9 protein-coding genes are annotated in these 13,105 nt (G+C 42.6%); 4 read left to right on the top strand and 5 right to left on the bottom strand.

Annotated elements, in window-relative coordinates; all coding sequences use genetic code 11:
- The first annotated feature begins 28 nt into the window (after positions 1–28).
- Positions 29–898, top strand: coding sequence for a hypothetical protein (locus tag NOS7107_RS02800; RefSeq protein WP_015111470.1), 870 nt, complete (start codon positions 29–31; stop codon positions 896–898).
- Between the two features lie 18 nt (positions 899–916).
- Here the strand turns inward: NOS7107_RS02800 and NOS7107_RS02795 are convergent, their stop codons facing one another.
- Together NOS7107_RS02795 and dnaK are read right to left on the bottom strand one after the other, a co-directional pair.
- On the bottom strand, positions 917–1,912 hold the full coding sequence (locus tag NOS7107_RS02795) for a DnaJ C-terminal domain-containing protein (RefSeq protein WP_015111469.1): 996 nt from the start codon (positions 1,910–1,912) through the stop codon (positions 917–919).
- 184 nt (positions 1,913–2,096) lie between these two features.
- A complete protein-coding gene (dnaK, locus tag NOS7107_RS02790) occupies positions 2,097–4,190 on the bottom strand; it encodes a molecular chaperone DnaK (protein ID WP_015111468.1) in 2,094 nt (697 codons plus the stop codon).
- Between the two features lie 324 nt (positions 4,191–4,514).
- Between dnaK and NOS7107_RS02785 the strand changes: the two genes are divergently transcribed.
- Positions 4,515–5,366: a M28 family peptidase gene (locus NOS7107_RS02785; RefSeq protein WP_044500468.1), complete on the top strand. Its 852-nt coding sequence runs from the start codon at positions 4,515–4,517 to the stop codon at positions 5,364–5,366.
- Here NOS7107_RS02785 and NOS7107_RS02780 read toward each other — a convergent pair.
- Complete coding sequence (locus tag NOS7107_RS02780; protein ID WP_015111466.1) at positions 5,363–6,274, bottom strand: bestrophin family protein; 912 nt, start codon at positions 6,272–6,274, stop codon at positions 5,363–5,365. The two genes, NOS7107_RS02785 and NOS7107_RS02780, sit on opposite strands and share 4 nt — an antisense overlap.
- A 103-nt stretch (positions 6,275–6,377) precedes the next feature.
- Here NOS7107_RS02780 and NOS7107_RS02775 point away from each other — a divergent pair, with 103 nt between their 5' ends.
- Positions 6,378–10,112 carry a hydantoinase B/oxoprolinase family protein gene (locus tag NOS7107_RS02775; protein WP_015111465.1) on the top strand — a complete coding sequence of 1,245 codons (3,735 nt, stop codon included), beginning with the start codon at positions 6,378–6,380 and terminating at the stop codon, positions 10,110–10,112.
- 40 nt (positions 10,113–10,152) lie between these two features.
- Here NOS7107_RS02775 and NOS7107_RS02770 read toward each other — a convergent pair whose 3' ends face one another.
- Both NOS7107_RS02770 and fetB read right to left on the bottom strand, forming a co-directional pair.
- Entirely contained in the window at positions 10,153–10,395 is a 243-nt protein-coding gene (locus tag NOS7107_RS02770) for a hypothetical protein (RefSeq protein ID WP_015111464.1), read from the bottom strand.
- Between the two features lie 349 nt (positions 10,396–10,744).
- On the bottom strand, positions 10,745–11,521 hold the full coding sequence (gene fetB, locus NOS7107_RS02765; RefSeq protein WP_015111463.1) for an iron export ABC transporter permease subunit FetB: 777 nt from the start codon (positions 11,519–11,521) through the stop codon (positions 10,745–10,747).
- A gap of 411 nt (positions 11,522–11,932) precedes the next feature.
- Here fetB and NOS7107_RS02760 point away from each other — a divergent pair, with 411 nt between their 5' ends.
- Positions 11,933–13,081 carry a DegT/DnrJ/EryC1/StrS aminotransferase family protein gene (locus tag NOS7107_RS02760; protein WP_015111462.1) on the top strand — a complete coding sequence of 383 codons (1,149 nt, stop codon included), beginning with the start codon at positions 11,933–11,935 and terminating at the stop codon, positions 13,079–13,081.
- Positions 13,082–13,105 lie beyond the last annotated feature (24 nt).

The raw sequence follows: 13,105 nt of genomic DNA, 5'->3' as shown, positions 1-13,105 counted from the left end.
TTCATTGCCTAAGTACTTCTTCACCTCAATGACGAAACGCGCAGATGTCAGTACTAAAAAATTAATCAGCCTTGCACCTGACAACTGGGTAAGATGGGTAACACAAATACCTGATGTTGTTGCAGGGGAAATTCTCAGTTCTGAATTTCAATGGATCAGCCGCGAAAGTGATGTTTTAGTCCGTGCTACCAGTTCTGATTATGGAGAATTTCTTGTTCTCAACGAATTACAATTACGCTATCAACCGCAAATGCCGCGTCGGATGCGTGCATATTCAGCCCTTGCGGAAGAAAAATATAATTTACCAACATACCCTGTTTTAATTAATATTCTTAAAACTACTAATGAACCAATACCTACTAAGTTTGAATCACAGATTGCCGGATTGCGGGCATTACAAGATTATCGAGTGATTAACTTGTGGGAAGTAGATGTGAATATTGTTTTGAAACAACCCCTCCCATCTCTACTTCCCTTTGTACCGATTCTGAAAGGCGGTGAGAATGAGTCGATAATTCGAGAAGCATTACAAATTCTCCGTGCTGATGAACAGTTAAACCAATTAGAAACAGTCTTAGCTTTTTTTGCTACGTTTGTTTTAGAAAGTGCGTTAGTTCAGGAAATTATGAGGTGGGATATGGCTGTGCTACGTGAGTCACCTTGGTATCAAGAAATTTTACGCGAAGGCGAGGCGCGGGGTGAGGCGCGGGGTGAAGAACGTGGTCGAAGGGAGGAATTATTTGCCGGGATTGAACTGGCCTTGGAGATTAAGTTCGGCAATGCTGGTTTAGAATTGATGCCAAATATTTCCCAAATCAGTGATTTACAGCAGTTAAAAGCTATTCAGCAAGCAATTAAAACTGTTAACACCGTTGAGGAACTGCAACAAATTTTATAGGTTTATGCGTAAAAAACCTTAACCTAGTAAATCAGCGCGAGGTTTAAAGGTCTCAATTTGCCGGATCTTTTCGTAAAGTTCTTTTTCTTCAGGGCTAATATTTTTTGGTGTAACTATCTGAATTTCCACCAATTGGTCGCCGCGTTTACCGTTGTCGGTGGGATAGCCTTTATTTGCCAAGCGGAACCTTTGACCAGACCTCACACCAGGTGGGATAGTCATTTTCACAGGGCCGTCGAGGGTAGGTGCTTCTACAGATCCGCCAAGAACTGCTTCACTGGGAGTGACTGGTACTTGACAGGCGATATTTACGCCTTCTAGTTTAAATAAAGGATGTGGCTCGACGGTAATTTTTAGGTACAAATCGCCACCGCTGATACCTTGGTTTTTCAGGCGGATACTCTGACCTGTAACCATAGCTGGTGGCATTGTTACTTCTAGAGATCGCCCATCTTCTAATCGAATGCGCTCGTTACCACCTTGATAAGCTTTTTCTAATGGTAAGGTTAATCGGGCTTCGATATCCCGACGAGCAGTTTTTGGTGGATTTTTGGGAACTGTGTATTGAACTTTGCTATTTGGCGAACGAAACGGATCGGTTTTAGTCGTATTACCATTTCTCGTGTCTTGGCGACTACCCACACCAACGACTTGATTGATAAAGTCTTCAAAATTAGCAAATTGACTGGGATCTACAGTTTGATTGCCGTTGCTGCGATCGCTGGGACTTTCAGCCCAGCCTTTTGGTTTTGGGGTTTTTTTGCCTGCAAAGCCTTGTTTTTTCCAATAGCGACTAAATTGATCATATTGCGCTCTTTTGGTTGTGTCGGAAAGAATTTCGTAAGCTTCGCCAATGTCTTTAAATTTTTCTTCGGCGGTTTTATTTCCTGGATTTAAATCAGGGTGATATTGTCTAGCTAATCGCCGATAATTCTTTTTAATTTCTTCATTAGAGGCATCTTTAGCTACTCCCAAAATCTCGTAGTAATCGCGGAAATTCTGCAAATTTTGCATAGTCAGTTATTTAAATTAGATTTTAGATTTTAGATGTTGGTAATAATTATTAAGTAATCAGTAATACAATTTACCCATTACTTATTACTTATCACCAATGGCTAAATCCGTATTTTGAATTAAATTTCTCACCTTAGTAAGGTTCTCACCTTAGTAAGGTAGTTGCTGCCATCTAAGGGGAGTATTACAACCAATCATCGTCATTTTCATCCCAATTGTCTTGATAACTAGGGCGAGATGTGCGGCGAGAAGGACGACTGTCATAGGCTGAAGAACGGCTGTCTCTACCGTAATCTTTGCCATTGTCTCTACCGTAGTCTCTGCTGCTATAAGAATCGCGATCGCGGTAGCTATCTCGGTAGTAATCAGGTTCCCGTTCCCGTTCTCGTTCTCGCTCTTTATCGCCGCCTCCGGTAAAGATTTCTTTGATGGTGCCAAACAAGTCGTCGTCTTCATCTTCAGCATAATACTGACGCACTTCTCGATTTAGTTCATAAAGGGCATCTTGCAGGTCAGCGTAAGCTTGATCAATGCCGCGATCGTCGTTTGCTTGTAAACTCTCCTTGAGTTCACGGCTAATATTATCAATGCGTTGGCGACGACTGCGAGCAAATTGCATACCAAATTCTAGGGCGACTTCTCGCAGTTGTCGTTCTGCTTGTAAAATCAATGCTTCCGAACGGGTGCGCTTTTCGACACGTTCTTTGCGTTCGCGGTCAACATCAGCGTATTTTTGCGCGTCCTGAATCATCCTATTAATTTCTGATTCACTTAAGGTGGAAGCACCTTGAATCGTGATACTTTGTTCTCTACCTGTTGTTCTATCTAAAGCTGTTACCTGTAAAATCCCATTGGCATCAATATCAAATGATACTTGGACTTGGGGGATGCCGCGCGGCGCTGGGGGAATGCCATATAGTTTGAAGCGTCCCAGAGATTTGTTGTCTCCGGCCATTTCCCTCTCACCTTGGACTACGTGAATTTCCACGGTGTTTTGGTTATTTTCCGAAGTGGAGAAGATATCCGAACGCCGAACGGGGATGGTTGTATTGCGGGGAATGAGTTTCTTCATCACGCCGCCAATGGTTTCCAGTCCCAAAGATAAAGGTGTGACATCCAATAACAGCAAATCCTTCAGTTCACCTGCAAGGATACCTGCTTGAATGGCTGCGCCAACTGCAACGACTTCATCAGGGTTAACGTTTTCGTTGGGTTCAATACCAATTAAGTCACGGACTAGTTGCTTTACCATTGGCATTCTTGTCGAACCGCCAACTAACACAACTTCTTCGATATCTTCTGGTCTGAGTCCAGCATCTTTTAATGCCCGTTTGACTGGTGTGCGGACACGTCCGACTAAATCACTACACAAACCTTCAAATTGAGAACGCGTCAGGCGAGTTTCGATATGTTTTGGCCCGTCTTCTGTGGCGGTGATGAAGGGCAAATTGATATCGGTGATGCTCACAGCAGATAATTCAATTTTAGCTTTTTCTGCTGCTTCCATTAATCGTTGTAGAGCTTGGCGATCGCGTCTTAAGTCTACACCTTCAGTTTCTAAAAATTGCTCTGCCAACCAATCAACTATCTTTTTATCAAAGTCATTCCCACCCAGCTGGGTATCACCACTGGTGGCTTTAACTTCAAATACCCCATCGCCAACGTCTAAAATTGATACGTCAAAAGTCCCCCCACCCAAGTCAAATACTAAAATGGTTTCGGTGTCACCACGATCTAAACCATAAGCTAAGGAAGCAGCGGTGGGTTCGTTGAGAATTCGCAACACTTCTAAGCCGGCAATTCTCCCTGCATCACGAGTTGCTTGTCTTTGAGAATCGTTAAAATAAGCGGGAACTGTCAGAACTGCGCCTGTCACTGGTTCCCCTAAATAACGACTGGCATCATCGGCTAATTTCTTGAGTACCATTGCCGAAACTTCTTCGGGGGCAAAATCTTTACTCAGGCGGGGACAGGCAATTTTGATATTCCCGATTTCGTCTTTGCGGATAGTATATGGTACACGCTTAGAATCTGGGCTGAGTTCACCATACTTCCGCCCAATGAAGCGTTTGACTGCAAAAAAAGTATTTTGTGGGTTGAGGACGGTTTGCCGCCGTGCCATTTGCCCAACCACTCTTTCGCCATCTTTGCTGAAACCAACTACGGAGGGTGTTGTTCGCATTCCTTCTGCATTGGCAATCACCACCGGCTTGCCACCCTCCATCACGGCGACTACTGAGTTGGTTGTACCCAAGTCGATGCCGACTACCTTGCCCATGCGTTACTCTTCTCCTAGTGTGTCTTATATCTATTAATTTATTATGATTGGCCAGGACTACCAATAGCACGAAGCTATTAGTGGAAAACACCTCAATGGTATAATAGTCAACTAAGGCAAAAGTTGAATAAATTTAAGGTTAAGGAGCTAGTTGCAAAACTAGGATAGCATTCACAATGCTGAGTATGTCTAAGTAGCTCTAAATCTCCATAGTCGAAAAACTCTACTTTATCAGTGCTTTAAGTTGGGTAATCCACCCTTTTTGAATTGGTTTTTGACTTACTCCTGACAATCAGAAGTTTATTTGCAGAATACTTACAAGCTTTGAATTTACAAGAACAATTACGAATTCACTTGCATGAAATCGCTAGAGAACGCGATCCTTTCTTCGCAACAGCAGGACATTTTTTTGTCCAAGAATACATTCTGCAAGAATTAGCGCAATGGGGAAGTGTGGAAATCCACACCTTTAAAGTGAGAGGGAAAAGCTGCAACAACCTAATTTTAAATTTATCAAGTCAAAAAACAGGGAAGCATCAAGATTTACCCCCAATTTTGATTGGGGCGCACTACGATGCTGTACCGGGAACACCAGGGGCGGATGATAATGCTACAGGTGTAGCGGTGTTATTAGAATTAGCTCGAAAATTTGCGGTGGAACCTGTTAAATATCCTTTGCGCCTAGTAGCTTTTGATATGGAAGAATATGGCTTACTAGGCAGTGCTGAATATGCAGGTTTATTGCATCAACAACAGCAACAACTCCGCTTAATGATATCGCTGGAAATGCTGGGTTATTGCAACTCTACCCCAGGTTCTCAGGCTTATCCCCGTCCATTGGAGAAATTTTATCCCAATCAAGGTGATTTTATTGCTTTCATTGGGAATTTGCGGACAATTCGGGATTTAATCAGTCTCAGTCGGAGTATTCGGAAAGTCGGTTTACCCAGTCAGTGGCTACCAGTACCCAACCGAGGCTTAATCGTACCTCAAACCAGACTTAGTGATCATGCACCTTTTTGGGATTTGGGCTATCCAGCAATTATGGTGACAGATACGGCATTTTTACGGAATCCCAATTATCACAAGCCTAGTGATAATATTGCCAGTCTAGATTTAGATTTTCTCACAGGTGTTTGCCAAGGTTTGGAACAGGGAATCAGACGTTTAAATTAATTTGTGATGTTGTCTGGATGCGATCGCACATTAGGCGGCAGACTAATTAAATCATCAATGTTGCGTTTCATGGTGTTGCAAATCGCATCTAGGGGTAAGTCATTTTCATCATAGCCAAAGGGGTTTTCAATTTCCAGACCAATGGCTTCAATGCCTAATAATGTAAAACTAATTAAACCAACCACAAATCCTGTCCCCCATTGCAAATCATCTACTATTTGAAAGGGTAACAAGCAACAATATAATAATAACAGTTGCTTAAGATGAATCGCATAAGCTAGAGGCATTGGGGTTCTTAAAATGCGTTCGCAAGAACCTAAGTTATCTACAAGTATATTTAATAATTCTTGCAGATTTATTAGTTGATGTATATTTAAACAGTTGCGATCATGTTGCTTTTGTAAATAGTCACTAATCCAAAAAGCCACCTCTAAAGGTGGATTATTCATAGTAGATAATTTATCATACTTAGCATCTGGTAATAATTCTTTTAGTTCGCTATTTACTTTTTCATCACGCAAATGTAACTTAGTGGTGACGGCAAAAACAACTAAAAGCTTTAATACAGAAACTTTTTGTTCTCTATCTTCTGGAGTTATTTCATCAACAGATACCCAAATTTGGCGGGCTAAATTCCTAGTGGTATTAACCAAGTTTCCCCAGCATCTTCTACCTTCCCAAAAACGCTCGTAAGCAGTATTTGTCCGAAAAACCAATAATAAACCTAAAACAAGACTAGGAATTACAGTTCCTAGCATAGGATGAGATACAGGTAAGCCAAAATAGTCAAGAATAGAAATAATAAATCCAAAGAAGGCACACCACAAAACACGCGGATAAATTGATGCGATAACTGAACCTTTTAACTGAAAGGCCATTTGAAACCAGTGAAATTTCTCAAGTTTCATGTAACTTACCTCAAGGAATATCTAGGTAACAAATCAAGCAAGTATCTGATAACTTAAAAATCATAACCTTGGCGGTAGCAAAATCGGCATTGAGGAATTCACTATGACTGGGGTATCACCATCTTCGGCGCTTTGGGAATTCTGGATTGATAGAGGCGGGACGTTCACCGATATTGTGGCGAAGCGTCCTGATGGGGAGTTGGTAATTCACAAGCTGCTGTCAGAAAATCCCGATCGCTATACTGATGCAGTAGTGCAAGGAATTCGAGAACTACTGGGAATTCCTGCTGATGTGCCAATTCCCGGCGATCGCATCGCGGCGGTGAAGATGGGAACAACTGTGGCGACAAATGCCTTATTAGAAAGAAAAGGCGATCGCACTGTTCTTGTAATTACCCAAGGATTTCGGGACGCTTTACGCATCGGTTATCAAAACCGTCCCGATATCTTCGCGCGTCAGATAATTTTGCCAGAAATGCTGTACGAACAAGTAATTGAAGTAGGAGAACGTTACAGCGCCCAAGGGAAAGAATTAATCCTGCTGAATCTTGATGCTGTGCGTCCGCAATTACAAGCAGCATACAATGATGGGATTCGTTGTTGTGCCATTGTGTTCATGCACGGCTACCGCTACACAGCCCATGAACAACAAGTCGCCACTTTAGCCAAAAGTATTGGCTTTACTCAAGTTTCTGTATCGCATATAGTCAGCCCTTTAATGAAATTAGTTAGTCGGGGTGATACGACTGTTGTTGATGCCTATTTATCACCGATTTTGCGGCGATATGTTGATCAAGTCTCTCATCAACTCAATAACGAACAAACCACAAAACTAATGTTCATGCAATCCAACGGCGGACTAGCGGATGCAGAGAACTTTCAAGGTAAAGATAGCATTTTATCCGGCCCGGCGGGTGGGATAGTTGGGGCAGTACAAACAAGCCGGATGGCTGGATTTAACAAGATTATCAGCTTTGATATGGGCGGTACATCAACTGATGTGGCGCATTACAATGGCGAGTATGAACGCACCTTTGAAACGGAAGTCGCCGGAGTGCGTCTGCGAACACCGATGATGGCAATTCATACCGTTGCAGCTGGTGGTGGTTCAATTGTGCAGTTTGATGGTTCGCGGTATCGGGTGGGGCCGGAATCTGCGGGGGCGAATCCTGGCCCGGCGGCTTATTCTCAAGGTGGAAGGTTGACGGTAACTGATTGCAATGTGATGGTAGGTAAGTTGCAACCAGAGTTTTTCCCCAAGGTGTTTGGGGCGAATGGGGATTTGCCGTTAGATGCAGAGGTGGTACGGCTGAAGTTTAGGCAATTAACTGCGGAAATTGGAGATGGGAGAACAGCGGAAGAAGTCGCTACGGGATTTTTGGCGATCGCAGTTGATAAGATGGCGAATGCTATCAAAAAAATCTCTCTCCAGCGTGGTTATGATGTGTCGGAGTATACTTTGTGTTGTTTCGGCGGTGCTGGTGGGCAACACGCTTGTTTAATTGCTGATGCTTTGGGGATGAAGCAGGTGTTTATTCATCCATTCGCAGGGGTGTTGTCTGCTTATGGTATGGGTTTGGCAGATATTAGGGTGATTCGAGAAAAGTCGGTGGAAGCGGTTTTGAGTGAGGGTTTGTTGGCGGCGTTGGAGTCAGAGTTTGTAGGGTTGGTGGCGGAGGCTATCAGGGAAACGAACCGCAGAGGTACAGAGGACGCAGAGAGAGGAGAGGCTGATATACCCGACACCTCTACACCCTTTTTAGATGTTTATCGCAAGCTGCATCTTAGATATGAGGGGACGGATGCGCCGTTGATTGTGGATTTTGGTGATGTGGTGTTAATGCAACGTCAGTTTGAGGAGTTACATCGTCAGCGTTATGGGTTTATTGCGGCTGAAAAGCGGTTGATTGTGGAAGCAGTGGCGGTTGAGGTGGTGGTGAAACATGATGCGCCGGAAGAGAATGTAATTACACGTAGGAATGAGCAAAAATCTGTAGCAGTAGCGACGATACAAATGTATACTGCTGGGTTATGGCAAACTACACCAGTGTATCAACGCCAAGATTTACAACCAGGAGATTGTATTGCAGGGCCAGCCATTATTGTGGAGGCGACGGGTACAAATGTTATTGAACCCCATTGGCAAGCTGAATTAACTACACGCAATCACTTGGTTTTAACAAGACACTCAGCACTCAGCACTCAACACGGGTTAAACGCCCCGCTACCGCTCTACGCGCAGCAATGCCCGCAGGGCTTTACACAACTCAGCACTCAACAAGATCCGGTGATGCTGGAGATTTTTAATAATTTGTTTCGGGCGATCGCGGAACAAATGGGTATAACCTTACAAAATACTAGTTCCTCTGTAAACATCAAAGAAAGGCTCGATTTCTCCTGTGCAATTTTTGATGGTGCTGGACAATTAGTAGCGAATGCGCCACACATTCCTGTGCATTTGGGTTCGATGAGTGAAAGTGTGCAAGCTTTAATTACTCACTATGGTGATACCATCAAACCTGGTGATGTCTTTGCCTCTAATAACCCCTATAACGGTGGTACTCACTTACCAGATATTACCGTTGTCACCCCAGTCTTTCCCCACTCAGCACTCAGTACTCCCGACTCCCCACTATTTTATGTCGCCTCACGGGGACACCATGCAGATATCGGCGGTATTACTCCCGGTTCAATGCCACCCAATAGTACAAATGTGGTAGAAGAAGGTATATTAATCGATAATTTTCAGTTAGTTGCAGCAGGTAAACTCCGCGAAGCAGAATTAGTAAGTTTGCTCACAAGTGAACCTTACCCTGCACGCAATATCACCCAAAATTTAGCAGATTTACAAGCACAAATCGCTGCAAACAAACGCGGTGTGCAAGAATTGTTGAAAATGGTAGAACACTATGGCTTAGAAACTGTACAAGCTTACATGGTTTTTGTGCAAGATAATGCGGAAGAATCTGTACGGCGTGTTATTGAATTTTTGCCAGATGGCAGTTTCAGTTATGCCTTAGATAATGGTGTAATGATTCAAGTTGCAATTACCATTAATCGAGAAAACCGCAGCGCAAAAATTGATTTTGCAGGTACTTCAGATCAGCAAGTAGATAATAATTTTAATGCTCCAGCAGCAGTTTGTAAAGCAGCAGTTTTATATGTTTTTCGCACATTAGTTAATGATGATATTCCTTTAAATGCTGGCTGTCTGAAACCTTTAGAAATTCACATACCTGAAGGTTGTATATTAAATCCCTCTTACCCTGTGGCTGTGGTAGCAGGAAACGTGGAAACTTCTCAAGCAATAACCGATGCTCTATATGGCGCGTTGGGTGTTTTAGCGGCTTCTCAAGGAACAATGAACAATTTTACCTTTGGGAATGAACGCTATCAATATTATGAAACAATCTGCGGTGGTTCTGGTGCAGGTGCAAATTTTGCTGGTACAGATGCAGTTCAAACACACATGACTAATTCCCGTCTGACAGATCCAGAAGTATTAGAATGGCGTTTTCCAATTATGTTAGAAAATTTTGCTATTCGTAAAAATAGTGGTGGTAAAGGCTGTCATTATGGTGGTAATGGTGTCATTCGCCGCGTACGTTTTTTAGAACCGATGACAGCAGCAATTTTGTCAAATCATCGTGTAGTTGCACCTTTTGGTTTATCTGGTGGTGCAGCAGGGAAATTAGGAAAAAATTATGTGGAAAGATGTGATGGAACAGTTGAGGATTTAGGTAGTAAAGCTGTGGTGAAAATGAATATTGGTGATGTGTTTGTCATTGAGACACCCGGCGGTGGTGGTTATGGTTTTGCGGATGATATTAATTATTAATGAAGGAGAAGACGATTTAGGCGATCGCCTCTCCTAAAATTTAAATTGCTACTTTCTGACGTGGACAATCAAACACCACGACAAAATTAGCTTCCGGCATGAGTTGGCGTAAACTTTGTACATAACCATCTGCATCAGAACGGCTGCGAAATCTCGCAACTGTTACTCTTTGCATATCTGGAAATAACCGTGCAACAATCCAAGAATTTAGCCGTTCTTTATAAGCAAATACCTGAGTCTGCGTTTCTGAGGAGAAATCTTTGTCATCGCTGTTGTGTGGCATAATAAATCTATCCATGAGCAGTCTAATCAAGGGCGTTAGCTAGTTTCTTGGCGGGGATACTGCGGGATTTAGATCAATGCACTGAAGCAGAAGAATTGATGTCGGCTCAAGATACTTCGCCTTGCTTGAATATTGTCTGAATAACTGAGTTACTTTTTGATCAACAAGCGATCGCATACTCTCACACTAGAGATAAATCAGTCTTCTCCCCTGCGAAAGAAGACAAAAAATCTAGCACCTCTCTCAATTTGCCGATAAATTAATCTGGGCGATCGCTTAATTCTCAGAAAAAAGCAAATACTATTGGATTTTGAAAGTCAACGTATCAAAGTACTTTTGTGTTCCACAATCACCTGATTAACTGCGCCGCTGAGTTAAAAAACTGACGACACAATCCCCGTGTAACTAAAATTGTCGTCAGTAAGTTAGCCACAGCAACCATAAACACAATTAAAATCTCATAAGACACAGCATCTAAAGGGTTCACACCGCCTAATAACTGTCCGGCTGTAATGCTGGGAAGGGTAGCCATACCAATAAGCATCATTTGATTGATGGTAGGAAGGAATGCGGCGCGAATGGCTTCTCGGCGGTATTGAGTGACGGCTTGTTGGGGATTTGCGCCTAAACTTAAGTGAGTTTCAATTTCCCCAGCGGAATTATTTACTGTACTCACAAGACGTTCACCTGCGATCGCCGCTGCATTCATGGCGTTACCAATAATGATTCCAGCAAAAGGAATCATATACTTTGATTCGTACCATCTATCTGGTTGGAGAATTAAGAAGTTGGTGTAGAACAGCGTGAAAGCTGTACTGACTAAAATTGCTCCCCAAACCACAGGTAAGACTAAGGGAATTTTCTGGCTGATCCGATTTCGGGCGACAATTGCTCCCATTGTCAGCATAATTGCTAAAGTCCCCAAGACCGCCCAAGGATTATTTACGGCAAAGATGAAATCGAAAACGTACCCCAATACCAACAGCTGTAAGATGGTTCTGCCAGTTGCAATTCCTAAGTTTAACTCTAATCCCAATTTTTCCCAGGCGGATAAACCAATGGCGATCGCCATTAACCCCACAACCAAGGCTAAATCAGCTAAATCTAGTTTGATTAAATCCGGCACAGTTTTTTCACCTCCGGGAATTGTCTGATCACAACAGCTTACATACTTGAGAGTGGAATTTCAATTATTCAAGTGCAGAGTATTCACCTCAGATCCGTTACATGAATCAGATTATGTCTGCTAAACAGAATAATTCTCTATCATCTTTGCGTGAGGTTTTGATCAATTTCATAAAATGACTCCCTAGAAGTCTTGTTGATTGACACTTTTTCAGAGTGGCCTAATTACAAATTACAAATTACAAATTACGAATTAGTATGATATTTTTACCAATACAATAATTTCAGTAATCACCCTTGTTGATGCGTATCCGGGGAGACAGTCTATTAGCCAACTGTTTGATAAAAAGTCAAGCAGCTAAAATCTACTGTCGAAGTGCATCCTTTGTATCTTCAAATCACATAAAAACTCATGTTCCAAAGCATAAATTCTGTTCCAGCATTTGATATCAAGCAGCAATACATCACTATCGAAGCAGAAGTGAGTGCAGCAGTGCTAGAAGTTTTGTCTTCCGGGTGTTATATTGGTGGCCCCATCATTGAAAGCTTTGAGCAACAATTTGCTGTCTATCATGGTGTAACTAATTGTATAGCTTGTAACTCTGGAACTGATGCACTCTACTTAGCGCTACGAGCTTTAGAAATTGGTGCAGGCGATGAGGTAATTACGACACCGTTTACCTTTATTGCTACGGCTGAGGTAATCAGTGCTGTAGGAGCCAAGCCTGTATTTGTGGATATAGATATTAATACATTTAACTTAGATTTGCGGCAAATAGCTGCGGCGGTTACACCCAAAACCAAGGCGATTATTCCGGTGCATTTATTCGGACAGCCTGTCGATATGACTGAGTTAATGGCGATCGCGCAGATTCATAATTTAGCTGTCATTGAAGACTGCGCTCAATCTACAGGTGCAAGTTGGGATTATCAAAAAGTTGGCAGTATTGGGCAGATTGGTTGCTTTAGTTTTTATCCTACCAAGAATCTCGGCGGTTGTGGCGATGGAGGGGCAATTACAACTAATAATCCAGAGTTAGCTGCAAAGATGCGGGTAATTAAAGAACATGGGCAAAGAAATCGTTATTACTACGAAGAAGTTGGCGTAAATAGCCGTTTAGATGCCATTCAAGCCGCGATTTTGCAAATTAAACTGCGTTATCTCGATAATTGGAATCAACAACGACAAGCGATCGCCTCTTATTACCAGCAGTTCCTCAGCCAACTTCCGGGAATTGTTGTCCCTGAAGAACTTCCTGATGGGGAGAGTGTCTGGAATCAATTCACAATTCGCGTAGTCAGTGAATCACGAAATGGTGCTAGTGCTTCACGGCGTGATTGGGTAAAGAATCAATTGCAAGAACGGGGTATAAATTCGATGGTTTACTATCCCTATCCACTGCATTTACAGCCAGTTTATCAACATTTGGGTTATCAATCAGGGCAATTGCCAGTAGCCGAGCAAACCTGTCATGAGGTTTTATCTTTGCCTATGTTTCCTGAACTTACAACCCAGCAGCAAGATCAGGTGATTTATGCGCTCAAGGATTGTTTGGTGTAAATAAAGTGGGTAATCCGCATTAGT

Source organism: Nostoc sp. PCC 7107 (genome assembly GCF_000316625.1).
Lineage (GTDB): Bacteria > Cyanobacteriota > Cyanobacteriia > Cyanobacteriales > Nostocaceae > Nostoc_B.
This window is presented reverse-complemented; position numbering and strand designations above follow the sequence as displayed.

Excerpts from the sequence above, each read along its gene's own strand:
- NOS7107_RS02795 (WP_015111469.1), bottom strand. The coding sequence starts at position 1,912 with ATGCAAAATTTGCAGAATTTCCGCGATTACTACGAGATTTTGGGAGTA.
- NOS7107_RS02760 (WP_015111462.1), top strand. The coding sequence starts at position 11,933 with ATGTTCCAAAGCATAAATTCTGTTCCAGCATTTGATATCAAGCAGCAA.
- NOS7107_RS02775 (WP_015111465.1), top strand. The coding sequence starts at position 6,378 with ATGACTGGGGTATCACCATCTTCGGCGCTTTGGGAATTCTGGATTGAT.
- dnaK (WP_015111468.1), bottom strand. The coding sequence starts at position 4,190 with ATGGGCAAGGTAGTCGGCATCGACTTGGGTACAACCAACTCAGTAGTC.
- NOS7107_RS02770 (WP_015111464.1), bottom strand. The coding sequence starts at position 10,395 with ATGCCACACAACAGCGATGACAAAGATTTCTCCTCAGAAACGCAGACT.
- NOS7107_RS02780 (WP_015111466.1), bottom strand. The coding sequence starts at position 6,274 with ATGAAACTTGAGAAATTTCACTGGTTTCAAATGGCCTTTCAGTTAAAA.
- NOS7107_RS02800 (WP_015111470.1), top strand. The coding sequence starts at position 29 with ATGACGAAACGCGCAGATGTCAGTACTAAAAAATTAATCAGCCTTGCA.